This window comes from Gibbsiella greigii (genome assembly GCF_039540155.1).
GTDB classification, from domain to species: Bacteria; Pseudomonadota; Gammaproteobacteria; order Enterobacterales; family Enterobacteriaceae; genus Gibbsiella; species Gibbsiella quercinecans.
Window position 1 is genome coordinate 105,361 of record NZ_BAABEM010000005.1, and the last position, 24,957, is coordinate 130,317.

The window sequence follows — 24,957 nt, forward strand, 5'->3', positions numbered from 1 at the left end:
CCTGCGAAATATGAAGGGTATATATATCAGAACTAAGGAACCGAAAATGGATGAAAAACTAAAGCAAAGTGCCCTTGATTTCCATCAGTTCCCGGTACCGGGAAAAATCCAGGTATCCCCCACCAAACCACTGGCGACCCAGCGCGATCTGGCGTTGGCCTATTCGCCGGGTGTCGCCGCCCCGTGCCTGGAAATTGCTGCCGATCCGCTGGCCGCCTATAAATATACCGCCCGGGGCAACCTGGTCGCCGTTATTTCCAACGGCACGGCCGTATTGGGCTTGGGCAACATCGGCGCGTTGGCCGGCAAACCGGTGATGGAAGGCAAGGGCGTGCTGTTCAAGAAGTTTTCCGGCATTGACGTGTTTGATATTGAAGTCGATGAGCACGATCCCGACAAACTGATAGACGTGGTCGCCGCGCTGGAGCCGACCTTTGGCGGCATCAACCTGGAAGATATCAAAGCGCCGGAATGTTTCTACATTGAGAAAAAGCTGCGTGAACGCATGAAGATCCCGGTGTTCCATGACGATCAACACGGCACGGCGATCATCACCACCGCTGCAGTGCTCAATGGCCTGCGGGTGGTGAAAAAGAGCCTCTCCGACGTGCGCCTGGTGGCTTCCGGCGCGGGCGCGGCGTCTATCGCCTGCCTGAATCTGCTGGTGGCGCTGGGGCTGCGGCTGCAAAACATTACCGTCTGCGACTCGAAAGGGGTGATCTACAAAGGCCGCGACGCCAAAATGGAAGCAACCAAGGCCGCCTATGCCATTGAGGACAACGGCCAGCGCACCCTGGCAGACGTTATCCCCGGGGCGGATATTTTCCTCGGCTGTTCCGGCCCGGGCGTGCTGACCCAGCCGATGGTGAAAACCATGGCGGAGAACCCGCTGATTATGGCGCTCGCCAACCCGGAACCGGAAATCCTGCCGCCGCTGGTGAAAGAAGTGCGGCCAGACGCCATTATCTGTACCGGCCGCTCCGATTACCCGAACCAGGTCAATAACGTGCTGTGCTTCCCGTTCATTTTCCGCGGCGCGCTTGATGTGGGGGCGACCACCATCAACGAAGAGATGAAGCTGGCCTGCGTGCATGCCATTGCCGATCTGGCGCTGGCGGAACAGAGCGACGTGGTGGCCTCGGCCTACGGCGATCAGGATCTGTCCTTCGGCCCGGAATATATTATCCCTAAACCGTTTGATCCGCGGCTGATCGTCAAAATCGCCCCGGCGGTAGCCAAAGCGGCAATGGAATCCGGCGTGGCTACGCGCCCGATCGAAAACTTTGATGCCTACACCGAGAAGCTGACCGAGTTCGTCTACAAAACCAACCTGTTTATGAAACCGATCTTCACCCAGGCCAAGAAAGCGCTGAAGCGGGTGGTGCTGGCCGAAGGCGAAGAAGAGCGGGTGTTGCATGCCACCCAAGAGTTGGTTTCACTGGGGCTGGGCTTCCCGATCCTGGTGGGCCGCCCGAGCGTCATCGAAATGCGCCTGAAAAAGCTTGGCCTGCAGCTTACGCCGGGTAAAGACTTCGAAATCGTCAACAACGAGTCCGATCCCCGCTTCAATGCCTACTGGGGCGAATACTACCAGATCATGAAACGGCGCGGCGTTTCCCAGGAACAGGCGCGCCGCGCAGTTATCGGCAACCCCACGCTGATTGCCGCCATCATGCTGCAGCGCGGCGAGGCCGACGCGATGATCTGCGGCACCATCGGCAGCTACCATGAGCATTATGAGGTAGTGAAGAACGTGTTTGGCTTCCGCGAAGGCGTGCACGTGGCCGGGGCGATGAATGCGCTGCTGCTGCCGAGCGGCAATACCTTTATTGCCGATACCTATGTTAACGACAACCCAACGCCGGAACAGCTGGCGGAAATCACCCTGATGGCGGCGGAAACCGTGCGTCGCTTCGGCATTGAGCCAAAAGTGGCGCTGCTTTCCCATTCCAGCTTCGGCTCTTCCGACTGCCCGTCGGCGCGCAAAATGCAGCAAACGTTGGCGCTGGTCAACCAACTGGCGCCGGATCTGGAAATCGACGGGGAAATGCACGGTGACGCGGCGCTGGTGGAAAGCATCCGCCACGATCTGATGCCGGATAGCCCGTTGAAAGGCTCGGCGAACCTGCTGATCATGCCCAATATGGAGGCAGCGCGTATCAGCTATAACCTGCTGCGCGTGTCCTCTTCCGAAGGCGTGACCGTGGGGCCGGTGTTGATGGGGGTAGCGAAGCCGGTGCATATTCTGACGCCGATCGCTTCGGTGCGCCGCATCGTCAACATGGTGGCGCTGGCGTTGGTGGAAGCACAAACCCAGCCGCTGTAACCGATGGGCGTTCCTCTGCCGGCCAGAGGAACGCCCGTGCTCAGGCCTATTGGTGGGCGCTCACCTGCGCCGCGATTGCCCGAATATCCTGCGGCGTGGTGCGGCAGCAGCCGCCAATCAGTTGGGCGCCAAGTTGCCGCCATTCCGCCAGTCGTTCAGGCAGGCCGCCGTGCCCGGCGCCGCAGGCGTGCCAGGTTTTGCTCTGCGCATCGTAATGTTCACCGGAGTTAGGGTAGACCAACAGCGGCTTATCACTCAGCGCGGCGAATTCACGCAGCGCCGGGGTGACGTTTTCCAGCGCAATGCAGTTGATGCCAACGGCCAGCACCTGCGGGTTGCCGCGCAGCAGCGCCAGCACATCGCGCAGCGGCGTGCCGTCGCTGAGGTGCTGGCTGTCGCGCAGCGTAAAGGAGAACCAGGCGCCGAGCCGTGGGAATTCTTCTTGCAGCAGGGCAAGCAATGCCTGCAGTTCGCTGAATGAAGGCAGCGTCTCACATGCCAGCAGCTCCACCCCGGCCTGCGCCAGCGCCGCGATACGCGGGCGGTGGAAGGCGATCATCTCTGCCTGCGGCAGATGGTAATCACCGCGATATTCAGAACCGTCCGCCAGATACGCGCCGTAAGGGCCGACCGAACCGGCGACCAGCAGCGGCCCGGCCTGTGGGTGCTGTGCCAGGTAATCGGCGCGCGCCTGTTGCGCCAATTGCACGCTTTTGGCGATCAGCGCCAGCGATTGCCGCTCATCCAGCCCGCGCGGCAGAAACCCCTGCGGCGTAGCCTGATAACTGGCGGTGATGGCGCACTGCGCGCCGGCGTTGAAATAGTCCAGATGTACCTGATAAATCAGCTCCGGGTTTTCAATCAGCACCTTGGCGGACCACAGCGCATCGCTAAGGTTGCAGCCGCGCGCTTCCAGTTCCGTGGCCAGCGCGCCATCCAGAACCAGGGTATTGTTGCCCGCCAGCAATGGGGCGATGGGGTTATTGACCGGCATCTTGTTCTCCTGTTTCCAGCCGTGGTTTTTGCCCGCCGTTGCGGGTCAGGTAATAGGCGGCATAGCAGAGTGCCACGAAGGGCAGGCCGCAGTACAGCGCAATGCGCTGCTGCGGATCAAACGCCAGGCCGATAGAGGCCAGCAGGCACAGGGCAAAGCCGGCGATCGGCGTGGCCGGGTAGCCGGGGGCGCGGTATTTCAGCCCGGCAAGCGGTTGGCCGCTGTGCCGATACCGGCGGCGGAACGCAAAGTGGGCGGCGCAGATGCTAAGCCAAACCACCACCACGGCGAAACCGGAGATGGCGGACAGGGCGACGAATACCGTATCAGGGGCGATCACGCTGGTCAGCAGCGCCAAAATGCCGCCGAGCATGCTGAAGGTGAGCGCGTTAAACGGAATGCCGCGGCGGTTAACGCGGGAGAAATAGGCCGGCAGGGTGTTTTGGTTCGCCAGCGACCACAGCATGCGCCCGGAGGCATACAGCCCCGAGTTCGCCGCGGAAAGGATCGCGGTCAGGATCACGAAGTTAAAGATATCGGCCGCATAAGGGATACCGATGCGCTCGAACACCAGGACAAACGGGCTTTTCACCACCCCGGCCTGGTCCATCGGGATCAGCGCCGCCAGCACAAACACCGTGCCGATAAAGAACACCACCAGGCGGATAACCGTGGTGCGGATAGCCCAGGGCACTACCTTTTCCGGGTTTTCAGTTTCGCCAGCGGCAATGCCGATAAGCTCCGTGCCGGAGAAGGCGAAGTTTACCGCCACCATGGTCATCAGGATCGGCAGGGTGCCCTGCGGCAGCCAACCGGCGGCGGTCAGGTTATGCAGGAAAGGCGCCGGCGTGCCGTCTTTCATCGGCAGCAGGCCGAACATGGCGGCGCCGCCCAGGATGATAAACGCCAGTATGGTCACCACTTTGATCAGGGAAAACCAAAACTCGCTTTCGGCAAAAAAGCGGGTGGTAATCACGTTCAGCAGGTAAATGGTGATACAGAAGATCAGGCACCACAGCCACACCGGCGATTGCGGGAACCAGTACTGCATGCAAAACCCCGCCGCCGTCAGGCTGGAACCCAGTGCGACGGTCCAGGTTAACCAATAGAGCCAGGCCACGGTGTAGCCGGTTGCCTGGCCAAGATAGCGGGCTGCGTACACATGGAAAGCACCGGTTTCCGGCATGGCGACCGACAATTCGCCCAGGCACAGCATCACCAGATAAACCACGATGGCGCCAATCAGGTAGGCCAGCAATGTGCCGAGCGCCCCGGTGGTGGAAATGATGTAACCCGTGTTGAAAAAGAGGCCGGTGCCGATCACGCCGCCCAGAGAAAGCATCACTAGGTGCCGGGCTTTCATGGTGCGTTTGAACTGCCCTTCGGAGGGAGATTGCATAATGATATATATCTGTAAATGCCCCAAATAATCCGAGCCGCGGGAAGGGCAACCCACCTGCAAGCTGAAGTATGAAGGGGATAGATGTCTGAATGGCTGGGGTTATACCACCGCAGCGGGCGTGAGATCAATGCGCCGCGCCGCGCAGGGTGGTTGTACGCCAGGCAGGATAAGATGCAAATGAGAACCGTTCTCTGTATTATCGTTTTTTTTCGCGTGGCGGGATCCCCGATGAAATATCTCTTACTGCTGGTTACGCTGGCGTTGAGCGCCTGTAGCCGTTCGCCTGCGCCGGATAACCGTGTGGCAAACCTGGGCACAATTGTTGATTTGCATACCGGCGCAACGCTTGCGCCCCAGCAACTGCTGGTGCGGCTGGCGGTGGCGCAGCGGGTGATCGTCGGTGAAAAGCATGACAATCCGGCGCACCACCGTATTGAGCATTGGCTGGTGGAAAACCTGCCGCGGCAGCGGCCGCAGGGCAGCGTGCTGATGGAGATGCTCGTGCCGGGCCAGCAGGCGCAGGTGGATGCGGTGAAGCGCGCGCTGCAGGCGGGAGAGGTGCTTAGCAGTGAACAGGTTAAGCAGCGCATCGCCTGGCAGGCCGGGTGGGACTGGGCGCTGTATGGCGGGGTGGTGATGGCCGCCATTCAGGCGCCTTATCCGCTGCTTTCCGCCAACTTAAGCCGCGATGAAATCATGGCGTTTTACCGCCATCCGCAGTTCCCAACCGGCCCACGTTCAACCCAGCCGGCGGTGCAACAGGCCCTGGCCGATCTCATCCGGCAGGCACACGGTGGCAAGATCGATGCGCCGCGTCTGAATGCGATGCTGGCTATCCAGCAACAGCGTGACCGGCGGATGGCACAGTGGCTGCTGGCGGCGCCGGCGCCCGCGTTGTTGATTGCCGGCGGCTATCATGCCGCCAGGGATTTGGGGGTGCCGTTGCACATGCAGGATCTACAGCCGGCCAGTATGCCGCTGGTGCTGATGTTGGCCGAAGGCGATAGCCAGGTGGATGTGCGCCGCGCCGACTATCTGTGGCGCACTCCGGCGCGTTAGCGTTTCGCCTGTAACCATTTGTCCAGCTCATTGGCGAACAGCTGGCGGTCGCGTTGGTTGAGGGCATTCGGGCCGCCGGTCTGGATGCCGCTAGCGCGCAGAGTATCCATAAAATCGCGCATGTTCAGGCGTTCACGGATGGTGGCGGGCGTATAACGTTCGCCACGCGGATTAAGCGCCGCGGCGCCTTTTTCAATCGCCTCCGCCGCCAGGGGAATATCTGCGGTGATCACCAGATCCCCCGGCTCACAGCGGCGCACGATTTCGTTATCCGCCACGTCAAAGCCTGGTGCTACCTGCAAGGTGCGGATAAAGCGGGAGGGCGGCGTGCGCAGCGGCTGGTTGGCGACCAGCGTCACGGTAGTCGCCGTGCGTTCCGCGGCGCGGAACAACACCTCTTTGATGACGTTCGGGCAGGCGTCCGCATCAACCCAGATTTGCATTATTGCTCCTCCCGCAGCCAGTCGCGTACCGGCAGGAAATCGCGATACAGCGCGGCTTCCGGGCTGCCTTCCGCCGGCTGATAGTTGTATTCCCAGCGCACCAACGGCGGCATCGACATCAGGATGGATTCCGTGCGGCCGCCGGTTTGCAGCCCGAACAGGGTGCCGCGATCCCACACCAGGTTGAATTCGACATAGCGGCTGCGGCGATAAAGCTGGAACTGGCGCTCGCGCTCGCCCCAAGCCAGCGCCTTGCGCCGGGCGACGATCGGCAGATACGCCGCCAGGAAACCTTCGCCCACCGCACGGGTGAAGGCGAAGCTGGTGGCGAAATCCGGCGTGTTCAGATCGTCATAGAACAACCCGCCGATGCCGCGCGCTTCGTTGCGGTGTTTGATAAAGAAATAGTCGTCGCACCATTTTTTGTATTTGGGGTATACCGTGGCGCCGAAGGGCGCACACAGTTGTTGGGCCGTGCGGTGCCAGTGCACCGCGTCTTCCTCAAAGCCGTAGAACGGCGTCAGATCGAAACCGCCGCCGAACCACCAAACCGGCTCGGCGCCGGGTTTTTCCGCGATAAAGAAGCGCACGTTGGCATGGCTGGTGGGGACGTAAGGGTTCAGCGGATGGATCACCAGTGAAACGCCCATGGCCTGAAAGCTGCGGCCCGCCAGCTCTGGCCGGTGGGCGGTGGCGGAGGCCGGCAGCGCAGCGCCGGAAACGTGCGAGAAGTTTACCCCGGCCTGTTCAAACACGGCACCGTTGGTCAGCACGCGGCTTTGGCCGCCGCCGCCTTCTTCACGCACCCAGCGATCTTCGGCGAAGCCGGCGGCGCCGTCGGCTTCAGCCAACTGCGTGCAGATACGGTCTTGCAACGCCAGCAGAAAGGATTTTACTTCAGCAATATCGGGTAAACTCATACGGAATTCTTCGCGGCCTTATTGAAATCAGCTGCAAGTATATACCCAAAATAATTCGAGTTGCAGGAAGGCGGCAACGCAGCGAATCCCCAGGAGCTTACTGAAGTAAGTGACTGGGGTGAGCGAGGAAAGCCAACACACCTGCAACTTGAAGTATGAAGGGTATATCGTTATTTCCGCACAGAGGCAGCCTTAGCGCGCCCTGCGCTGGCGGGCGTCAAATTCACTGAAGAAGTTGACGACGCCATCGGCAATGGCGCGGGCGATTTTTTCCCGAAAGGCGGTGGTGCCGAGCAGGCGTTCTTCGTCCGGGTTGGTGATAAACGACGTTTCCACCAGCACGGAAGGAATGGACGGCGATTTCAGCACGGCGAACGCCGCCTGTTCGGTATTCGGGCTATGCAGGTGGTGCACGCCGCGGATTTTCCCCAACACGTGGTGGCCGAGCGTCAGGCTGTTGTTGATGGTATCGGTCTGCACCAGATCAAACAGCGCCTGCTGCAGGTAGTTATCCTGTTCTTTGTATTTCCCGCCGGCGATTTCATCCGCCGCATTTTCGCGGTTGGATAAATAACGCGCCATGGCGCTGCTGGCGCCGCGGTTAGACAGGGCGAACACCGAAGCGCCGGAGGCTTCCGGGCGGGTATAGCCATCGGCATGGATGGAAATAAACAGATCGGCCTGGCGCTGGTGGGCGATTTCCACCCGCTGGAACAGCGGGATGAATTCATCCTCTTCGCGCGTGAGGTGCGCTTCGATATTCGGGTGCTCATGCAGGAAGCGGCGCACGTGGTTGGCAATTTCCAGCACCACGTGTTTTTCTTTCGAGCCTTCATGGCCGACGGCGCCGGAATCGATGCCGCCGTGGCCCGGATCGAGCATAACCCGCTTGATGCCGCCGGCGGTTTTTGGCGCCGGGGCACTCGTGCTATGCGGGCTACGCAGCATGCCGGCCTGCGTTTTGGGGCTCGGGCTGCCGAACAGCGCCAGCGCCACGCCGGAAAGCAGCAGCCGGCGGCGCGAGGTTGCGCCGTTAAGCGGCTTGAAACGCAAAAAAGGGTCAACCGGCTTACTCATTTCTATGGCTCTCCGTGGCGGCAATCTGTTTGGCGACGTCTCTATCCGTCATTATTTAACGTTGCAGGCGCGCCGGCTTTATCCCCGCCTTTTCCGGCAGCCGGGCATGGCCATGGCCAGCGCAACTCAAGCACGCATTTGGCGTTTTTATCCTGCAACTTGAAGTATGAAGGGTATACGTATTGGTCGTTATCAATCACCCGATAACTATTTCCATTTATTACGTTTGTTTTCGGCGCCGCGCACTATTGTGTTACGGAAAATCCAGCGGCAGCCCGGCACAAATCGCAGTTTGATATTGCGTATATGGATAATCACGCGATAATCAGAGAAATACTCTTTTTTATAATGGCGAGCGGCTATGGAAATTCGCGTATTTCGGCAAGACGATTTTGAAGAAGTTCTGACCTTATGGGAGCGTTGCGATCTGCTGCGCCCGTGGAACGATCCGGAAATGGACATCGAGCGCAAGCTGAACCACGATCCGGAACTGTTTCTGGTGGCGGAAGTGGGCGGCGAAGTGGTCGGTTCGGTCATGGGCGGCTATGACGGCCACCGCGGTTCAGCATATTACCTGGGGGTGCACCCGGATTACCGCGGCCGTGGCATCGCCAACGCGTTGATCAACCGGCTGGAGAAAAAGCTGATCGCGCGCGGTTGCCCCAAGATCCAATTGATGGTGCGGGAAGATAACGACACCGTGATCGATATGTATGAAAAGCTGGGCTATGAGATCCAGGGGATAACCAGCTTGGGCAAACGGCTGATTGAAGATCAGGAATATTGATCGCACCGATGGCATAGGCCCGCACCACCACACGGCACCCCCATTATCACACCGGCATAATGGGCTTCTCTTGTCCGCACTCTCCCTCCGTATTTGATCGTTCCACGGGCTAAAACGGCCTCATGATGGTGCGTGGCCGATCGCCGGTGGTGCAATTGCCCGCTATCGTTTACCCCTGCTGTTTTGCCCTACTGTCTGTGTTGCTCATTCCCTACCAGCACGATCCTGCCAAAAGATCTTTTTTTACAATGGGTAAAGAAAATCCGCATCTGCCTGGTTATTTTTTGGCATCTTTTCTGCATTAATTCCATAGTTACGAAATTGTTTCCGTTATAGCGGAATTACTTGGAGGCACCATGGGAAAAGTGAATCAGGCAGTAACAGGCATGAAACGGGTTGGCATCTTGGCAGGGTTGGCGCTGCTGGGTTGTTACGCGGCGCAGGCGAATGCGGCCCGGCTGGATGACGTACTGAAACGCGGTTATCTGATCGTCGGCACCGGCAGCACCAACGCGCCCTGGGGGTTCCAGGGCGCCGACGGCCAACTGCAGGGCTTTGATATCGATATCGCCAGGATCGTTGCCAAAGGGCTGTTCAACGATCCGACCAAAGTGCGCTTTGTGCAGCAGTCTTCGGATGCGCGAATCCCCAACCTGCTGACCGACAAGGTGGATATGACCTGCCAGGCAATGACGGTCACGGCACAGCGGGCACAGCAGGTGGCGTTCACCATTCCTTATTACCGTGAAGGCGTGGCGCTGCTGACGTTGGCAAATAGCAAATATCTGCAACTGGCGGATATGAACACCGCCGGCGATGGCCTGCGCGTAGCGGTGCTACAAAACGTCTATGCCGATCAACTGGTGCATCAGGCGCTGCCCAAGGCCACGGTTTCCCAGTATGAAAGCGTGGATCTGATGTATCAGGCGCTCAATTCCGGGCGGGCGGACGCCGTGGCGACCGATCAGTCGTCCGCCAAATGGCTGATGGTACAAACCCCTGGCCGCTACCATTCGCCGGACTATGCCTGGAGCCCGCAAACCTATTCCTGCGCGCTGAAGCGCGGCGATCAGGATTGGCTGAACTATGTCAACACGGCGCTGCATGAAGCGATGGTCGGCGTGGATTTTGCTGACTATGCCGCCGCCTACAAGAAATGGTTTGGTAGCGATCTTGCTACGCCGGCAATTGGTTTCCCGGTTGAGTATAAATAGTGCGTACACGCCGGGGCCGCAGGGCGCCCGGCGCATTGAGGTTGCAAGATGAATTACACGTTGAATTTCGCACCCGTCTGGCAAAGTTTTGATCTGCTGCTGGGCGGGCTGTGGCTTGGGCTGGAACTGTCGCTGCTGTCGATCGCCATCGGCTGTGCGTTGGGCCTGCTGGCGGCGTTCTGCACCTTGTCGAAGAACCCGTTGTTGCGCTGGAGCGCCACGCTGTATGTGACGGTGGTGCGCAACCTGCCGATCCTGATCCTTATCCTGATGATTTATTTCGCGTTGCCGGGCATGGGCATCATGCTCGATCAGGTGGGATCGTTCGTTGTCACGCTGTCGCTGTATGCCGGCGCCTATCTGACTGAGGTGTTCCGCGCCGGCCTGCTGGGCATTCCCGCCGGGCAGCGTGAGGCCGGGCAGGCCATCGGCCTGAAAGAGTGGCAGATCAAAAGTTACATCATCATCCCGGTGATGTTGCGCAATGTGCTGCCTTCGCTCGGCAACAACTTCATTTCGCTATTCAAGGATACATCGCTGGCGGCGTCGATCGCCGTGCCGGAGCTGACGTTTTATGCCCGCAAACTGAACCTGGAAAGCTACCGGGTGATTGAAACCTGGTTGGTGACCAGCCTGCTGTATATCGCTACCTGTTATCTGATCGCCGCGGCGTTGCGGGTGGCGGAACGGCGTCTGGCGATAGTGCGATAGGAGGCAACATGAACGATCCCTTTAGCTGGTGGTACCAACTGTGGCAGGCCCGCGCCACCCTGGCGGACGGCTTTGTGGTTACCGTCCTCTCTTCATTACTGGCGATCCTCAGCGGCACGCTGCTGGGCACCCTGGGCGGCCTGTTGGTGACCTATGCGCCGAAATGGGCGCAGACGCTGGTGCGGCTGTATATCGATATTGTGCGCGGCACGCCGGTGTTGGTTTTGGTGCTGGCCTGCTTTTACATTGCGCCCGCGCTGGGGTGGGATGCCGGCGCGTTTGAAGCCGGCGTGCTGGCGCTGGCGCTGTTTTGCAGTTCCCACGTCTCGGAAATCGTGCGCGGCGCGCTGCAGGCGGTGCCGCGTGGGCAAAGCGAAGCCGCAAAGGCTATCGGGCTGACGTTTTATCAGGATCTGCGCTACGTGCAACTGCCGCAGGCGCTGCGGCAAATCCTGCCGACCTGGGTGAACTCGGCCGCGGAAATCGTGAAGGCCTCAACGCTGCTGTCGGTCATCGGCGTGGCCGATTTGCTGCTCAGCTCCCAACAGGTGATCGCCCGCACCTTCATGACGCTGCAGTTCTATGCCTTCGCCGGGCTGCTGTTTTTCATTATCAACTTTTCCATTGAGCAATTTGGCCGCTATCTGGAAAAACGCGTGAGGCTCCCATGAACCAGACAACCGTTACGCCGCTGCTGAACATCCGTGATTTGCACAAACGTTATGGCAGCGTGGAAGTGCTGAAAGGCATCGATCTGAGCATGAATAAGGGGGATGTGGTCACGCTGATCGGCTCAAGCGGATCGGGAAAAACGACGCTGTTGCGCTGCGTCAACCTGCTGGAAGATTTTCAGCAGGGCGAGATCCGCCTTAACGATCAGCCCATCGGTTATTTTCAGCGTCAGCAACAGCGGGTGCGGCACCCTGACAAGATCATTGCTCGCCACCGGGTGATGACCGGCATGGCGTTCCAGCAGTTCAATCTCTTCCCCCACCTGACGGCGCTGCAGAACGTCACGCTCGGCCTGTTGAAGGTGAAGAAAATGCCGAAAGACCAGGCGATTGCCTGTGCTGAACATTGGCTGGAGCGCGTTGGCCTGCTGGCGCGTAAGGGCCATTATCCCGGCCAGCTTTCCGGCGGGCAGCAGCAGCGGGTGGCGATCGCGCGCGCCATCGCCATGAACCCCAGCCTGATGCTGTTTGATGAAGTGACCTCGGCGCTGGATCCGGAACTGGTGGGCGAAGTGCTGGCGGTCATCCGGGATTTGGCGAATGAGGGAATGACGATGCTGCTGGTGACCCACGAAATGCGTTTTGCGTATGAGGTTTCCGATCGCATCGTTTTCATGAACCAGGGAAAAATCGAGGAGCAAGGGCCGCCCAAACAGCTGTTCAATAACCCGGCGTCACCACGCCTGGCCGAATTTATCAAACACTCACATTTCTAACGCGGTTAAATCAAGGAGCGTATCAATGAGCATTACTCGTTATGGTGCCGGTGAACATGGCGCCGGTGGGCAACCATTGCCGTTTGCCCGTGCAGTGGAAGCCGATGGTTGGCTGTTTGTTTCCGGGCAGATCGCCATGGCGCAGGGGGAAGTGGTTGCCGGCGGCATTATCGAACAGTCGCACAAGGCGATCCAGAACCTGATCGCTATTCTGCATGAGGCGGGTTACGGCCTGGAACACGTGGTGCGTGTCGGCGTCTGGCTGGATGACCCACGCGATTTCTGGAGCTTCAACAAGGTTTTCAGCGAGTATTTCTCCGCCGCTGCTCCAGCACGCGCCTGCGTGCAATCCAGGATGATGGTAGATTGTAAGGTCGAGGTGGAGTGCGTGGCCTATAAAGCCAAATAGCCGCCAATGGCCAAACAGGAGCAATGGGGTTTTTATGATGACTGCGCCGGATACCCGCCGCCGGGTTAAAGGGCTCGATCGTGCGTTCGAGATACTGGATTTCCTGAAAAAGCAGCGCCAGCCGCTGCGCCCGCACGATATTGCCAAAGGTATTGGCGCACCGAAATCGACGGTATATGAGATGGTCGCGTTGCTGCTGGAGCGCTGCATTCTGGAGCCGGTGGGGAAAGATGGCTTGGTGTATCTGGGGCGCGAGCTGTATTTCCTCGGCCAGGCGCACCTGAACCATTTCGACTTTACCCGGGAATCGGATCGCTTCCTGGAGCAGATTGTTAGCAGCACGCGGGAAACGGCGCAGATGTGCCTGCTGAACGGCAGGAAATACAACGTTGCGCTCATGCGTGAAGGCGATCGCCCGTTCCGCATCTCTTCGGAAGTGGGGGAGGACACGCCGATCCCATGGACGGCGTCTGGCCGCCTGCTGGTGGGGCATCTGAGCGATGAAGATATCCTGGCGCTGATCCCGCCGGAAGACTTCCGCCTGCCCAACGGCGAGTTTCTGCCGCAGGCGGGGTTTCTGCAGGAGATCCGCCAGGCGCACCAGGCGCGTTTCTTCTCGTTCGACAGCATTGCCGATAACTATACCCATTGTTTTGCCGCAGGTATTTATGAGCAGCAGCGCTGCGTCGCCACGTTCTGTATCGTTGCGCCGCGTGGCGACGCCAAGGCGAATTATCAACATTACCGCCAGGTGCTGCTGCAGGCTGCCCGCGAGATGGAGATGCGCCTCTCCGGCAGCCCATCAACTTGATGGGGTTATGATGAACAACACGCTTTCAGCGAGTAGGGAAAAAGGCGCGGCTGTGACCGGCAAGCGCCTATTGGCGGATATCAGCCTGCCGGCGCTGGTGCTGCACCAGCGCGCTTTGGAGCACAACTTGGCCTGGATGCAGGATTATGCCGTGCGCCATGGCGCGCGGTTGGCGCCGCATGGCAAAACGACCATGACCCCGGCGTTGTTTCGCCGCCAGTTGGCGCACGGCGCCTGGGGGATCACCATGGCGACGGCGGTGCAGTGCGCGGTGGCTTATCAGCACGGTGTGCGCCGCATTTTGCTGGCTAACCAACTGGTGGGGCAGCCCAACATGGCGATCATCGCCGGGTTACTGCAAGCAGGCGATCTGGAGTTCCATTGCCTGGTGGACGATCCCGACAACGTGCGCGAGCTGGGGCGCTTTTTTGCCGCCCAAGGGTTAACGCTGAACGTGATGCTGGAGTTGGGCGTGCCGCATGGGCGCTGCGGCTGCCGTACGCCGGAGCAGGCGGATGCGGTACTGGCGGCGGTGGCGGCGTGCCCGGCGCTGGTGCTGAGCGGTATCGAAGGTTATGAAGGGGTGATCCACGGCGATCGGCCGGAAGAGGGGATCCGCCGCTTTGCCGCTTACCTGGTCGAAACGGCGGTGACGTTATTGGCGGCGGGCAAGTTCGGCCTGGCGCGGCCCTATGTCACGGCTTCCGGCTCCGCCTGGTACGATCTGGTGGCCGAAGCGTTTAAACGCCAGGGGGCTGAAGCGCACTTTACCCCGCTGCTGCGCCCAGGTTGTTATCTTGTGCACGATCATGGGCTGTACAAAACATCCCAGGCGGCGCTGCTGCAGCGCCACCCGGAGCTGGGCAGCGCCTTACTGCCGGCGATGGAAGTGTGGGCGCACATACAGTCTTTGCCCGAACCCGGCAGCGCCATTGTGGCGTTGGGGAAAAGGGACGTGGCGTTTGACGCCGGCTTGCCGACGCCGCTACGCCTGTATCGGCTGGGGCGCGGTGCGGCCGACTGCGTGCCGCAACTACTGGATGCGCGTTGGCAGGTGCGTGAAATGATGGATCAGCACGCCTTTTTGCAATTGCCGCAAGATCACGGGTTACGGGTGGGGGATGTGATCGCCTTTGGCGCATCGCACCCGTGCCTGACCTTCGATAAATGGCGCTCGGTGTGCCTGGTGGATGACGATTTGCAACTGCTGGAGGCCATGCCGACCTATTTCTGATGGGGTATTTCGGTGGCCGAGAGGGCCACCGAAGCAGGGTGCATCATCGCCGTTACGGTATTTTTTTGATATTTTTCACATCCACTTCCACGCTGTTCCAATCTTTGTCTACTTTGCCTTCCAACTGTACTTTATCCTGCGGCGTAATGGTTTGGCCGTTCCAGCGTTTGTGATCGATTTCCACGGTCAGGGTGCCGCTGGCGTCGCGGAACGTGTAGCTATCATCCCCCACGCGCTGGGTAATGTTGCCTTGCAGCGTGACCCAACTGTCGTCGTTCAATGATTTGACGTTATCTACGCTGGTCAGGGCGGCGCCGGGGCCGGAGAAGCCGCCCTGCTGCGTGGCGGCAGGCTGGCCCTGCGGTGTGCCGGGGCCAGAAAAGCCCCCTTGTTGCGCCAGAGCCGGCAGGGCGAAAATGGTCAGTAAAGCGGCCAGAGTGAATTTTGTCATAATGAAGCATCCTTCTTGTTTGAGTGAACGAACACCCCGTCGGTCGGGGCCGTTTGCTGAGAAGGATTAGAACATACGGATCTTAAGCGCTTCTTAAGCCGGCGGATTGAAAAAGCGCAGGTTTGCCACCATCTGGCAATACCGGGGCGTGCCCCGTAATAGACCATGGCGGCCAGGGCGCTGCGGAGCGCCGCCTACTGGTAATCGCCTCTTGAGCAAGGAATACGGCGTGAAGGTTTCACCACGGTATTTTTCCCCGGATGATTACGATCGGCACGGCGCTTTGCGTTTGCCGCTCTGGTTTTGGGGCGTATTAATTTTACAGGCGCGTACCTGGATCCTGCTGGTGATTGCCGGTGCTTCCAGCCAACAGGGTGAAGGGTTGCTGCGTATCTTCTACCCGGATCGTGAGTCTTTTTGGTTCGGCATGCTGATGGGGCTGCCGGCGGTATTGGCCTTCCTGCTGTGCGGGCGGCGCCAGCGCTGGCCGCGTTGTTGGCAGGCAAGCTATTGGGTGTTGTTGGCTGCCGGCCTGGCGGCGCTGGCGGGCGTGCTCTATAGCCTGTGGCAGCAGGGGGAGGATGCCGCCGGGCTGGGGATCCTGTTGGCGCTGATGGACGTGCTGGCGCTGGTTTATCTGTGGCGTAGCCCACGCCTGCGCGCCTGTTTTGCCCCGTGGGCTGCGCAAGCGTGAGCCCTATTGCGGCACTTTTCTCTATTTCTGTACTCCAAACACGCAACCTATGGCGCCTGGCGTGCAGTTGTGAGAGGCTGGCACGCAGAAAAACGCCGAATTCGGCAAGGCCGCAGCTTTGCCACGCGATGTTAAGGAGTGATGAAATGAATATTCGCCCACTGCTGTTAGGGCTGCCGCTGTTACTGACTGGCTGTTCGACGCTGTCTGATTTTTCCTGGTCAAGCCTTTCCCCCTGGAACTGGTTTGGCAGCAGCCTGAAGGTCAGCGCCAAAGGCGTTGGCGGCATCACGGCCGGCACACCGATGTCGGAAACGGCGGTCAATGACGGCCTGAACGATAACTACCGCCTGCGCAGCGGTATGGCCACCAGCAACGGCCAGATAATCTCTTATTATCAGGCGATGGAGGGGGATGCGGTGAAGCTGGTGATTACCGGCGAAGCCAAAGGCCGGGTGCAGCGTGTGGACGTGATGGATCGTAACATCCCTACCGAATGGGGCAGCAAGTTGGGCACGGCGTTTGGCGATATGTACAGCAAAGCTTTTGGCGCCTGTAAGCCTGCGGAAGGGGAGGATGCCGGTAAAGTAGAGTGCGTGGCGCCGCAAAGCCGCTACGTGACCTACATCTTTGATGGCAAATGGGCCGGCCCCCAAAGCATTATCCCACCGGATGACACGCTGAAAACCTGGACCGTCAGCAAGATTATCTGGCATGCCAAAGCGCAATAAAACGCCGCGTTAGCCTGTAATGCATTGATTAACGCCTTTTTCTTTGCGTTCAGGCAAGTCAATCCTGCCAGCATACGTTATGATAGCGCGTATTTTTCGGCAGGGGAGCAGCCCAGAACTGCGAACCTGTTGCCCGTTTAGGTATGAGGATAACAACATGACACAGGTTCAGAGCGGCATTTTGCTGGAACACTGCCGTTTTGGCATTTTTATGGAAGCCATGGTTCAGGGGGAGTTCGCTGATTTGCGCCAGGGGTGCAAACAGTTTTGCCAGGCGCTGGCGGAGTTGCAGCAGCAGTTCCCGCAGGCGGGGCTGGGCGCGGTAATCGCCTTCGGCTATGACGTTTGGCGCGATCTTTCCGGCGGCCAGGGCGCGCATGAGCTCAAACCGTTCACCCCGCTGGGCAAGGGGCTGGCGCCGGCCACCCAGCGCGATATGCTGATCCATATTCAATCCCTGCGTCATGACGTTAACTTTTCGCTGGCGCAGGCCGCGCTGGCGGCATTCGGCAATGCCATCAGGGTGGAAGAAGAAATCCACGGTTTTCGCTGGGTGGAAGATCGTGATCTGAGCGGCTTTATTGACGGCACCGAAAACCCGCAGGGTGAGAAGCGCCCGGCGGTTGCGGTGATTGGCGCCGGTGAAGAAGATGAAGGCGGCAGCTATGTGCTGGTGCAGCGCTATGAACACAATCTGCGCCAGTGGCAGCGTTTTTCGACCGAGCAGCAAGAGCAAATCATTGGCCGCACCAAGGCCGACAGCGAAGAGTTGCCTGCCGACCAGCGCCCGGACACTTCCCACGTTAGCCGGGTCGATCTGAAAGAGGATGGCAAAGGGCTGAAGATCCTGCGCCAAAGCTTGCCTTACGGCACCGCCAGCGGCAAACACGGCCTGTACTTTATTGCTTATTGCGCGCGTTTGCATAATATCGAACAGCAACTATTGAGCATGTTCGGCGATCTGGACGGTAAACGCGACCAGATGCTGCGCTTTAGCCGCGCGGTAAGCGGCAGCTACTATTTTGCGCCTTCGCTGACGCGCCTGCTGTCACTGTAGTTCCGGCCACGCCCAGCAATCGTGCGATTGCTGGGGATTACCTGTTCCGCCGGGGCTGCTTGCTTGCGCCCGGCGGAAAATGCCTTCCCGTATAAACCTCCGCATCTCCCTCTTATAGCATTTCATGCTTGAAAATCACTAAACGGTATATAAAAGCGTTACAGGTCTTTACTCAGTTATAAATACACTAGGTTTGTTCCCGTCGCCGTGCCTGGCGCCATCAGCGGGGCGGGTCTTTCATCATCAGGGCGAAAGTTCGACGGATTGACACAGTGATAAGGTGAATAATGAAAACAACACGGGTTAAGAATCTGATGCTGAAAGGATGGCTGGCGGCCGCTCTGTTGGCCGCCAGTAGCGTTTCTGCGGCTGAATTGCTCAACAGCTCTTATGACGTTTCCCGTGAGCTGTTTGCCGCGTTGAACCCAGGGTTCGAACAACAATGGAACCAACAGCACCCGGGCGATACGCTGACAATCAAACAATCCCACGCCGGCTCGTCAAAGCAGGCGTTGGCGATCCTGCAGGGGCTGCGCGCTGATGTAGTGACCTATAACCAGGTGAGCGATGTGCAGATCCTGCACGATCGCGGGCAGCTGATCCCGGCTGACTGGCAGGCGCGTTTACCGAACAACAGTTCGCCTTTTTATTCCACCATGGCGTTCCTGGTGCGCAAAGGCAACCCGAAAGGCATCAAGAGCTGGGACGATCTGGTGCGTAGCGATGTCAAGCTGGTGTTCCCGAACCCGAAAACCTCCGGCAATGGCCGTTATACCTATCTGGCCGCCTGGGGCGCCGCCAGCCAGGCTGACGGCAACGACGCGGCCAAAACCCGCGCGTTTATGACCCAGTTCCTGAAAAACGTCGAGGTGTTCGACACCGGCGGGCGCGGCGCGACCACCACCTTCGTGGAACGTGGCCTTGGGGATGTGCTGATAAGCTTCGAATCCGAAGTGAATAATATCCGTAAACAGTACGGTGAAGATAACTATCAGGTGATCGTGCCGCCGGTGGATATTCTGGCGGAGTTTCCGGTGACCTGGGTGGACAGCAACGTGCAGCGTAACGGCACCGAGCAGGTGGCCAAAGACTACCTGAATTACCTCTACAGCCCGGCGGCCCAGAAGGTGATCACCAGCTTCTACTACCGCGTCTATGACCAGAAGGCGATGGACGCGGCAAAAAATCAGTTCCCTGAAACCCGCTTGTTCCGGGTGGAAGATCAGTTTGGCAGTTGGCCGCAGGTGATGAGCACGCATTTTGCCACCGGCGGCGAACTGGATCGGTTGTTAGCAGCAGGGCATAAGTAATGTTGTTGTCGTCCACCAGTAAACGGGTATTGCCCGGATTTGGTCTTAGTCTGGGCAGCAGTCTGTTTTACGTCTGCCTGATTTTACTCTTGCCGCTCAGCGCGTTGGTGATGCAACTGGCGCAGATGAGCCTGGCGCAATATTGGGAAGTGGTCACCAGCCCGCAGGTGGTGGCCGCCTATAAAGTCACCTTGCTGTCGGCGACGGTTGCCAGCTTGTTCAATGCCGTATTCGGCATGTTGATGGCTTGGATACTGACACGTTATCGTTTCCCCGGCCGCGCGTTGCTTGATGGCCTGATGGATTTGCCGTTTGCGTTGCCCACTGCGGTGGCGGGCTTAACGCTGGCGGGGCTGTTTTCCACCACGGGGTGGTATGGGCAGTGGCTGGCGCATTTTGATATCAAGGTCACCTTTACCTGGTTGGGGATTGCGGTGGCGATGGCGTTTACCAGCATCCCATTCGTGGTACGCACCGTGCAGCCGGTGTTGGAAGAATTGGGGCCGGAGTATGAAGAAGCGGCGGAAACCCTGGGGGCGACCCGTTGGCAGAGCTTCCGCCGTGTGGTGTTGCCGGAAGTGGCGCCGGCGCTGCTGGCCGGCACGGCGATCTCTTTCACCCGCAGCCTGGGCGAGTTCGGCGCGGTGATTTTTATCGCCGGCAACATCGCCTGGAAAACGGAAGTGACCTCGCTGATGATTTTTGTGCGGTTGCAGGAATTCGACTACCCGGCGGCGAGCGCTATCGCCTCGGTGATTCTGGCGGCGTCGCTGCTGTTGCTGTTTAGCATCAACATGCTGCAAAGCCGCTTTGGCAAACGCATCGGGGGGCACTGATGGCTGATGTGACTGCCTTCAATGGCGTTGAGCGCCCTGGTATCAACTGGGGCAAATGGGTTCTGATCGGCCTTGGCATGCTGTTTTCGCTGCTGTTGCTGGTGATCCCCATGATTTCGATTTTCGCCGAAGCTTTTTCCAAGGGCGCCGGCGAAATGTGGCGCAACCTGCTTGATGCGGACATGCTGCATGCGATTTGGCTGACGGTGCTGATCGCGCTGATCACGGTGCCGGTCAACCTGGTGTTTGGCACGCTGCTGGCGTGGCTGGTGACGCGGTTTACCTTTCCGGGCCGCCAACTGCTGCTGACGCTGATCGACATTCCGTTTGCCGTCTCGCCGGTAGTGGCGGGGCTGATTTACCTGCTGTTTTACGGCAGCAACGGCCTGCTGGGCGGCTGGCTGGATGCGCACAATATCCAACTGATGTTCGCCTGGCCGGGCATGGTGCTGGTTACGGTGTTCGTCACCTGCCCGTTTGTGGTGCGTGAACTGGTGCCGATGATGCTGAGCCAGGGCAGCCAGGAAGATGAGGCCGCCGTGTTGCTTGGCGCATCCGGCTGGCAGATGTTCCGCCGCGTCACGCTGCCGAACATCCGCTGGGCGTTGCTGTACGGCGTGGTGCTGACCAACGCGCGTGCCATCGGCGAATTCGGCGCGGTATCGGTGGTTTCTGGTTCTATCCGCGGTGAGACCTACAGCTTGCCGCTGCAGGTGGAGTTATTGCAGCAGGATTACAACACCGTCGGCTCCTTTACGGCGGCTGCGCTGCTGACCCTGATGGCAATCGTGACCCTATTTTTGAAGAGTGCGCTGCAGTGGCGGTTGGAACGCCAGAACATACGGCGCGATCGGGAGGCAAATAATGAGCATTGAGATTAACAGCATCAATAAATATTTCGGTCGTACCAAGGTATTGAACGATATCTCGCTCGATATTCCTTCCGGTGAGATGGTGGCGTTGCTGGGGCCTTCCGGCTCGGGCAAAACCACCCTGCTGCGCATTATCGCCGGCCTGGAAAGCCAAAGCGGCGGCAAGCTGAGCTTCCACGGCACCGACGTTAGCCGGGTGCATGCGCGCGATCGTCAGGTTGGCTTTGTGTTCCAGCACTACGCGCTGTTCCGCCATATGACCGTATTCGATAACGTGGCGTTCGGACTGACGGTGCTGCCGCGCCGTGAGCGCCCCAATGCGGCGGCGATCAAACAAAAAGTGCAGCAACTGCTGGAAATGGTGCAACTGGCCCATCTGGCCAACCGTTTCCCCTCGCAGCTGTCCGGCGGGCAGAAACAGCGTGTGGCGCTAGCCCGTGCGCTGGCGGTGGAGCCGCAGATCCTGCTGTTGGATGAGCCTTTCGGCGCGTTGGATGCCCAGGTGCGTAAAGAACTGCGCCGCTGGCTGCGCCAACTGCATGAAGAGCTGAAGTTCACCAGTGTGTTCGTGACGCACGATCAGGAAGAGGCGATGGAAGTCGCCGATCGTATCGTGGTGATGAGTCAGGGCAATATTGAACAGGTCGGTGCGCCGAGCCATATCATGCGCGAACCCGCCACCCGCTTCGTGCTGGAGTTTATGGGTGAGGTTAACCGCCTTAACGGTGAAATCCGGGGTTCACAACTGTTTGTCGGCGCTCATCAGTGGCCGCTGTCGTTCCAACCGATGCACCAAGGGCCGGTAGAATTGTTCCTGCGCCCGTGGGAAATGGAAATCAGCACGGAAAGCAGCGTTCGTTGCCCATTGCCGGTGCAGGTGCTGGAAATCAGCCCGCGTGGCCACTATTGGCAACTGGTGGTACAGCCGCTTGGCTGGCACCAGGAGCCGATCAGCGTGGTGTTGCCGGAAGGCAACGGTACCCCAGAGCGCGGCAGCCGTTACTTTGTCGGCAGCCTCAATGCGCGCCTGTATGCCGGTAATCAATTGTTGCAGCCTGTTGCGTTAGCGAAAAGCGCCTGATAATTTTAACCGTCCAAAACGGTTTATATCCTGCGTCTTTCACGCCGCCCGGCCTGGAGGGCGCGGGGTATATAAGGCAACCCCAGGTCAATGTCGGTCACGTCGCCTTTTTTGGGCAAGCAGGGTGAGAATGCCGTAGGCATTTTTCCCGTTAACGGACTGGCGCCCCTGGGGTTGCCTTTTTTACACACGCATCTATACAGGCAGATAGAGTGACAACGCTGGAACAATGCATCGGGAATACCCCGCTGGTAAAACTACAACGCCTGGCCGCAGGGCTGAACAGCGAAGTGTGGGTTAAGCTGGAAGGTAACAATCCCGCCGGTTCAGTCAAAGATCGCGCCGCGTTGGCGATGATCCAACAGGCGGAACTTCGCGGCGAGATTTCGCCGGGGGATACGCTGATCGAAGCGACCAGCGGCAATACCGGCATCGCGCTGGCGATGATCGCGGCACTTAAAGGCTATTCCCTGAAACTGCTGATGCCCGAAAACATGAGCATCGAACGCCAGGCGGCGATGCGTGCTTACGGTGCGCAGTTGATCCTGGTCAGCCGCGAGCAGGGGATGGAAGGCGCGCGCGATCTGGCGCTGCAAATGCAGCAGCAGGGGCAGGGCAAGGTATTGGATCAGTTCAACAACCTGGATAACCCGTACGCGCATTTTACCACCACCGGGCCGGAAATCTGGCAGCAAACGCAGCAGCGCATCACCCACTTCGTTTCCAGCATGGGCACCACCGGGACCATTACCGGCGTTGGCGGCTACCTGAAAAGCCAAAACCCCGCGGTCAGGATTATCGGCCTGCAGCCGGCGGAAGGCAGCAACATCCCAGGTATTCGCCGTTGGCCGCCAGCCTATCTGCCGCGCATCTTCCGCCCGGAACTGGTTGATCAGGTACTGGATATGGCGCAGATCGATGCGGAACAGACCATGCGGCTGCTGGCGCAGCGCGAAGGCATCTTTTGCGGCGTCAGTTCAGGCGGTGCCGTGGCCGGGGCTTTGCAGGTTGCGGCGGCCAACCCAGGCAGCCTGGTGGTGGCGATAATCTGCGATCGCGGCGATCGTTACCTCTCCACCGGGGTCTTTAATTAAAACCTGAACCGGGCGGCATGAACGCCGCCGCCCTGCGATCATCGGGTTATTCCCTTTCCAGCGCATGGATAGGGTCCATCGCCGCGGCACGTTTGGCAGGGAAAAAGCCGAAAATCACGCCGATCAGCGTCGAACAGACAAAAGCCGCGACGATCGAGCCCAGCGAATACACCATGCTGAAGCGGCTGCTGAACTGGTCGAACAAGACGCCAATCCCCAGAGATAGCAGCACCCCCAGCGCGCCGCCCAGCAGGCACACCAGCACCGCTTCAATCAGGAATTGCTGCATGATATCGCTGGCGCGGGCGCCCACCGCCATTCGTACGCCAATTTCACGCGTCCGCTCCGTTACCGATACCAGCATGATATTCATGACGCCGATCCCGCCGACAATCAGTGAGATCAATGCAATCATTGATACCAGCAGGGTCAAGGTCGCCGTGGTTTTCTCGATCATTTGGCGAATGCTGTCGGTGTTCATCACGAAGAAGTCTTTGCTGCCGTGGCGCTGGGTCAGCAGGCGGGTAATGCCGTCTTCCGCGGTGCTCAGATCGATATCGTCGTTGACCCGCACCGTGATGCTTTTCAGGTAGCTTTGGCCGAGCATGCGTTTCATCGCCGTGGTGTAAGGGATCCACACATTAAGATTTTCATCGCTGCCGAAACCGCTCTGTTTTTTGGCAACCACGCCGATGACCCGGCAAGGCAGGGAGCCCAACAGGAGCACTTCCCCAATGGGGTTTTTACCGGCAGGGAACAGCTTGTCGCGCGTATTTTCATCGATCACCACTTCCTGCATCAGGTGTTCAACACTGGTGCGGTTGAACGCCATACCGCTGTCGATATTGTATCCCCGTACCAGGAAGTACTGCTCGCCCACGCCATTGACCGAGCCGCTGACCGAACGGTTGCCGTAGCGCAGGGTGGTGGAGGTAGACAGGCTTGGCGTGACGCTGTGCACGTAGTTCTGCTGCGCCAGAGCGTCGGCGTCGGTGGCGCGCAGGGTTTGGATGGCGGCGGAGCGCATGTCGCCGAAATCTTTGCCGGGGAATATCTCCAGCGTACTGGTGCCCATCTCGCTGATGTCGGCCAGCACCCGCTGTTGTGAACCTTTGCCCAACGCAACGACGGAAACCACGGAGGCAATGCCAATGATAATACCCAACATGGTCAGCAGGGTGCGCAAGCGCTGCGACGCCATCGCCAGCAACGCCATCTTGAACGCCTCGAAAAAACGGTCGCGCTGCGCCAGCCAGGGGCTGCTGGTGTGGTCGGGTTTTTTCGGCAGCAGGGTGGTCACCGGCGGCGATTTCTGCCGGTCGGCGACGATTTCGCCATCGTGTATCTCGATAATGCGCTGGGCGTTGCCGGCGATCTGCATATCGTGGGTAACCAGGATCACCGTGTGCCCGCGGGCGTGCAGATCTTTGAGGATCGCCAGCACCTCCTGCCCGCTGCGGCTGTCCAGCGCACCGGTGGGCTCATCCGCCAGGATCACCTCGCCGCCGTTAATCAGCGCCCGGGCGATGCTGACGCGTTGCTGCTGGCCGCCGGAAAGCTGGCCGGGGTGGTAATCCAGGCGATCGCCTAACCCCAGGCGCTTAAGCAGATCCTCGGCCCGTTGCTGCCGGGCAATGCGCGCGTAGCCAGCGTAAATGGCGGGCACTTCAACGTTGCCGCGTGCGGTGAGATCCCGCAGCAAATGATAGCGCTGGAAGATAAAGCCGAAATGTTCGCGGCGCAGTTCGGCCAGGCTGTCGCGATCCAATTGCCCGGTGCTGCGCCCCGCCACCTGATAATCGCCGCTGCTGGGGCGATCGAGGCAGCCGAGGATGTTCATCAGCGTGGATTTGCCAGAACCAGAGACGCCGACAATCGCCACCATTTCGCCGCGGTTGATCGTCAAATTGATGTTGTTCAGCACCGTAACGGTTTGCTCGCCAGCCTTGAAACGGCGGCTAATGCCACTCAGTTGCAGCAGGGGTTGTGCGCTCATG

Annotated in this window: 25 protein-coding genes; 18 read left to right on the forward strand and 7 right to left on the reverse strand. The window is 59.3% G+C overall.

The window, feature by feature from the left end; genetic code table 11:
- The first annotated feature begins 46 nt into the window (after positions 1-46).
- A complete protein-coding gene (gene maeB / locus AC559G_RS02380; protein WP_498911025.1) occupies positions 47-2,326 on the forward strand; it encodes an NADP-dependent malic enzyme in 2,280 nt (759 codons plus the stop codon).
- A gap of 46 nt (positions 2,327-2,372) precedes the next feature.
- Here the strand turns inward: maeB and mmuM are convergent, their stop codons facing one another.
- Both mmuM and mmuP read right to left on the reverse strand, forming a co-directional pair.
- On the reverse strand, positions 2,373-3,320 hold the full coding sequence (mmuM, locus tag AC559G_RS02385; protein ID WP_498911027.1) for a homocysteine S-methyltransferase: 948 nt from the start codon (positions 3,318-3,320) through the stop codon (positions 2,373-2,375).
- The gene (mmuP, locus tag AC559G_RS02390) at positions 3,307-4,719 is read right to left on the reverse strand and encodes an S-methylmethionine permease (RefSeq protein WP_498911029.1); all 1,413 of its coding nucleotides are present in this window, start codon (positions 4,717-4,719) and stop codon (positions 3,307-3,309) included. Before mmuP ends, mmuM begins: the two co-directional genes overlap by 14 nt.
- 231 nt (positions 4,720-4,950) lie before the next feature.
- On the opposite strand from mmuP, the gene AC559G_RS02395 reads away from it, so the two are divergent.
- The gene (locus tag AC559G_RS02395) at positions 4,951-5,781 is read left to right on the forward strand and encodes a ChaN family lipoprotein (RefSeq protein WP_498911031.1); all 831 of its coding nucleotides are present in this window, start codon (positions 4,951-4,953) and stop codon (positions 5,779-5,781) included.
- On the opposite strand, the gene AC559G_RS02400 is transcribed toward AC559G_RS02395, so the two are convergent.
- The 3 genes from AC559G_RS02400 to amiA all read right to left on the reverse strand — a co-directional run bounded on the left by AC559G_RS02400 (position 5,778) and on the right by amiA (position 8,221).
- Positions 5,778-6,224 carry a YaiI/YqxD family protein gene (locus AC559G_RS02400; protein ID WP_498911033.1) on the reverse strand — a complete coding sequence of 149 codons (447 nt, stop codon included), beginning with the start codon at positions 6,222-6,224 and terminating at the stop codon, positions 5,778-5,780. The genes AC559G_RS02395 and AC559G_RS02400 overlap by 4 nt on opposite strands.
- Positions 6,224-7,144, reverse strand: a complete 921-nt coding sequence (hemF, locus tag AC559G_RS02405; RefSeq protein WP_498911034.1) for an oxygen-dependent coproporphyrinogen-III oxidase — start codon at positions 7,142-7,144, stop codon at positions 6,224-6,226. The genes AC559G_RS02400 and hemF overlap by 1 nt, the downstream gene beginning before the upstream one ends.
- 192 nt (positions 7,145-7,336) lie before the next feature.
- On the reverse strand, positions 7,337-8,221 hold the full coding sequence (amiA, locus tag AC559G_RS02410) for an N-acetylmuramoyl-L-alanine amidase (RefSeq protein WP_498911036.1): 885 nt from the start codon (positions 8,219-8,221) through the stop codon (positions 7,337-7,339).
- 361 nt (positions 8,222-8,582) lie between these two features.
- On the opposite strand from amiA, the gene AC559G_RS02415 reads away from it, so the two are divergent.
- From AC559G_RS02415 to AC559G_RS02450, 8 genes are all read left to right on the forward strand, one after another.
- Positions 8,583-9,008: a GNAT family acetyltransferase gene (locus AC559G_RS02415; protein WP_095847807.1), complete on the forward strand. Its 426-nt coding sequence runs from the start codon at positions 8,583-8,585 to the stop codon at positions 9,006-9,008.
- A gap of 356 nt (positions 9,009-9,364) precedes the next feature.
- Positions 9,365-10,222 (forward strand): transporter substrate-binding protein, encoded by an 858-nt coding sequence (locus AC559G_RS02420; RefSeq protein ID WP_498911039.1) that lies wholly within the window; start codon positions 9,365-9,367, stop codon positions 10,220-10,222.
- 48 nt (positions 10,223-10,270) lie between these two features.
- Positions 10,271-10,933, forward strand: a complete 663-nt coding sequence (locus AC559G_RS02425; RefSeq protein ID WP_438599765.1) for an amino acid ABC transporter permease — start codon at positions 10,271-10,273, stop codon at positions 10,931-10,933.
- A gap of 8 nt (positions 10,934-10,941) precedes the next feature.
- Positions 10,942-11,604 carry an amino acid ABC transporter permease gene (locus AC559G_RS02430; protein ID WP_095847810.1) on the forward strand — a complete coding sequence of 221 codons (663 nt, stop codon included), beginning with the start codon at positions 10,942-10,944 and terminating at the stop codon, positions 11,602-11,604.
- Positions 11,601-12,380, forward strand: coding sequence for an amino acid ABC transporter ATP-binding protein (locus AC559G_RS02435; RefSeq protein WP_095847811.1), 780 nt, complete (start codon positions 11,601-11,603; stop codon positions 12,378-12,380). The genes AC559G_RS02430 and AC559G_RS02435 overlap by 4 nt, the downstream gene beginning before the upstream one ends.
- Before the next feature lie 25 nt (positions 12,381-12,405).
- Positions 12,406-12,789 carry a RidA family protein gene (locus tag AC559G_RS02440; RefSeq protein ID WP_279027923.1) on the forward strand — a complete coding sequence of 128 codons (384 nt, stop codon included), beginning with the start codon at positions 12,406-12,408 and terminating at the stop codon, positions 12,787-12,789.
- Positions 12,790-12,823: 34 nt separating this feature from the next.
- Positions 12,824-13,600 (forward strand): IclR family transcriptional regulator, encoded by a 777-nt coding sequence (locus AC559G_RS02445; RefSeq protein WP_498911042.1) that lies wholly within the window; start codon positions 12,824-12,826, stop codon positions 13,598-13,600.
- A gap of 52 nt (positions 13,601-13,652) precedes the next feature.
- Positions 13,653-14,834 (forward strand): amino acid deaminase, encoded by a 1,182-nt coding sequence (locus AC559G_RS02450; RefSeq protein WP_498911044.1) that lies wholly within the window; start codon positions 13,653-13,655, stop codon positions 14,832-14,834.
- Between the two features lie 52 nt (positions 14,835-14,886).
- Here the strand turns inward: AC559G_RS02450 and AC559G_RS02455 are convergent, their stop codons facing one another.
- Positions 14,887-15,285, reverse strand: a complete 399-nt coding sequence (locus AC559G_RS02455) for a YgiW/YdeI family stress tolerance OB fold protein (protein WP_498911046.1) — start codon at positions 15,283-15,285, stop codon at positions 14,887-14,889.
- A gap of 229 nt (positions 15,286-15,514) precedes the next feature.
- Between AC559G_RS02455 and AC559G_RS02460 the strand changes: the two genes are divergently transcribed.
- From AC559G_RS02460 to cysM, 8 genes are all read left to right on the forward strand, one after another.
- On the forward strand, positions 15,515-15,979 hold the full coding sequence (locus AC559G_RS02460) for a DUF2919 domain-containing protein (protein WP_498911048.1): 465 nt from the start codon (positions 15,515-15,517) through the stop codon (positions 15,977-15,979).
- Positions 15,980-16,125: 146 nt separating this feature from the next.
- The gene (locus tag AC559G_RS02465) at positions 16,126-16,710 is read left to right on the forward strand and encodes an RpoE-regulated lipoprotein (RefSeq protein ID WP_438599761.1); all 585 of its coding nucleotides are present in this window, start codon (positions 16,126-16,128) and stop codon (positions 16,708-16,710) included.
- A gap of 157 nt (positions 16,711-16,867) precedes the next feature.
- Positions 16,868-17,767, forward strand: a complete 900-nt coding sequence (locus tag AC559G_RS02470) for a Dyp-type peroxidase (RefSeq protein WP_498911050.1) — start codon at positions 16,868-16,870, stop codon at positions 17,765-17,767.
- 287 nt (positions 17,768-18,054) lie between these two features.
- Positions 18,055-19,077, forward strand: coding sequence for a sulfate ABC transporter substrate-binding protein (locus tag AC559G_RS02475; RefSeq protein ID WP_498911052.1), 1,023 nt, complete (start codon positions 18,055-18,057; stop codon positions 19,075-19,077).
- A 2-nt stretch (positions 19,078-19,079) separates the two neighbouring features.
- Positions 19,080-19,913 (forward strand): sulfate/thiosulfate ABC transporter permease CysT, encoded by an 834-nt coding sequence (gene cysT / locus AC559G_RS02480; RefSeq protein ID WP_279024382.1) that lies wholly within the window; start codon positions 19,080-19,082, stop codon positions 19,911-19,913.
- Positions 19,913-20,788 (forward strand): sulfate/thiosulfate ABC transporter permease CysW, encoded by an 876-nt coding sequence (gene cysW, locus AC559G_RS02485; protein WP_438599758.1) that lies wholly within the window; start codon positions 19,913-19,915, stop codon positions 20,786-20,788. Before cysT ends, cysW begins: the two co-directional genes overlap by 1 nt.
- Positions 20,778-21,866, forward strand: coding sequence for a sulfate ABC transporter ATP-binding protein (cysA, locus tag AC559G_RS02490; protein ID WP_498911054.1), 1,089 nt, complete (start codon positions 20,778-20,780; stop codon positions 21,864-21,866). The genes cysW and cysA overlap by 11 nt, the downstream gene beginning before the upstream one ends.
- A 212-nt stretch (positions 21,867-22,078) precedes the next feature.
- Entirely contained in the window at positions 22,079-22,960 is an 882-nt protein-coding gene (cysM, locus tag AC559G_RS02495; RefSeq protein ID WP_498911056.1) for a cysteine synthase CysM, read from the forward strand.
- Between the two features lie 46 nt (positions 22,961-23,006).
- Here the strand turns inward: cysM and AC559G_RS02500 are convergent, their stop codons facing one another.
- Positions 23,007-24,956: an ABC transporter permease gene (locus tag AC559G_RS02500; protein ID WP_498911058.1), complete on the reverse strand. Its 1,950-nt coding sequence runs from the start codon at positions 24,954-24,956 to the stop codon at positions 23,007-23,009.
- Position 24,957: the final 1 nt, after the last annotated feature.

Excerpts from the sequence above, each read along its gene's own strand:
- maeB (WP_498911025.1), top strand. The coding sequence starts at position 47 with ATGGATGAAAAACTAAAGCAAAGTGCCCTTGATTTCCATCAGTTCCCG.
- mmuM (WP_498911027.1), bottom strand. The coding sequence starts at position 3,320 with ATGCCGGTCAATAACCCCATCGCCCCATTGCTGGCGGGCAACAATACC.
- mmuP (WP_498911029.1), bottom strand. The coding sequence starts at position 4,719 with ATGCAATCTCCCTCCGAAGGGCAGTTCAAACGCACCATGAAAGCCCGG.
- AC559G_RS02395 (WP_498911031.1), top strand. The coding sequence starts at position 4,951 with ATGAAATATCTCTTACTGCTGGTTACGCTGGCGTTGAGCGCCTGTAGC.
- AC559G_RS02400 (WP_498911033.1), bottom strand. The coding sequence starts at position 6,224 with ATGCAAATCTGGGTTGATGCGGACGCCTGCCCGAACGTCATCAAAGAG.
- hemF (WP_498911034.1), bottom strand. The coding sequence starts at position 7,144 with ATGAGTTTACCCGATATTGCTGAAGTAAAATCCTTTCTGCTGGCGTTG.
- amiA (WP_498911036.1), bottom strand. The coding sequence starts at position 8,221 with ATGAGTAAGCCGGTTGACCCTTTTTTGCGTTTCAAGCCGCTTAACGGC.
- AC559G_RS02415 (WP_095847807.1), top strand. The coding sequence starts at position 8,583 with ATGGAAATTCGCGTATTTCGGCAAGACGATTTTGAAGAAGTTCTGACC.
- AC559G_RS02420 (WP_498911039.1), top strand. The coding sequence starts at position 9,365 with ATGGGAAAAGTGAATCAGGCAGTAACAGGCATGAAACGGGTTGGCATC.
- AC559G_RS02425 (WP_438599765.1), top strand. The coding sequence starts at position 10,271 with ATGAATTACACGTTGAATTTCGCACCCGTCTGGCAAAGTTTTGATCTG.
- AC559G_RS02430 (WP_095847810.1), top strand. The coding sequence starts at position 10,942 with ATGAACGATCCCTTTAGCTGGTGGTACCAACTGTGGCAGGCCCGCGCC.
- AC559G_RS02435 (WP_095847811.1), top strand. The coding sequence starts at position 11,601 with ATGAACCAGACAACCGTTACGCCGCTGCTGAACATCCGTGATTTGCAC.
- AC559G_RS02440 (WP_279027923.1), top strand. The coding sequence starts at position 12,406 with ATGAGCATTACTCGTTATGGTGCCGGTGAACATGGCGCCGGTGGGCAA.
- AC559G_RS02445 (WP_498911042.1), top strand. The coding sequence starts at position 12,824 with ATGATGACTGCGCCGGATACCCGCCGCCGGGTTAAAGGGCTCGATCGT.
- AC559G_RS02455 (WP_498911046.1), bottom strand. The coding sequence starts at position 15,285 with ATGACAAAATTCACTCTGGCCGCTTTACTGACCATTTTCGCCCTGCCG.
- AC559G_RS02465 (WP_438599761.1), top strand. The coding sequence starts at position 16,126 with ATGAATATTCGCCCACTGCTGTTAGGGCTGCCGCTGTTACTGACTGGC.
- AC559G_RS02470 (WP_498911050.1), top strand. The coding sequence starts at position 16,868 with ATGACACAGGTTCAGAGCGGCATTTTGCTGGAACACTGCCGTTTTGGC.
- AC559G_RS02475 (WP_498911052.1), top strand. The coding sequence starts at position 18,055 with ATGAAAACAACACGGGTTAAGAATCTGATGCTGAAAGGATGGCTGGCG.
- cysW (WP_438599758.1), top strand. The coding sequence starts at position 19,913 with ATGGCTGATGTGACTGCCTTCAATGGCGTTGAGCGCCCTGGTATCAAC.
- cysA (WP_498911054.1), top strand. The coding sequence starts at position 20,778 with ATGAGCATTGAGATTAACAGCATCAATAAATATTTCGGTCGTACCAAG.
- AC559G_RS02500 (WP_498911058.1), bottom strand. The coding sequence starts at position 24,956 with ATGAGCGCACAACCCCTGCTGCAACTGAGTGGCATTAGCCGCCGTTTC.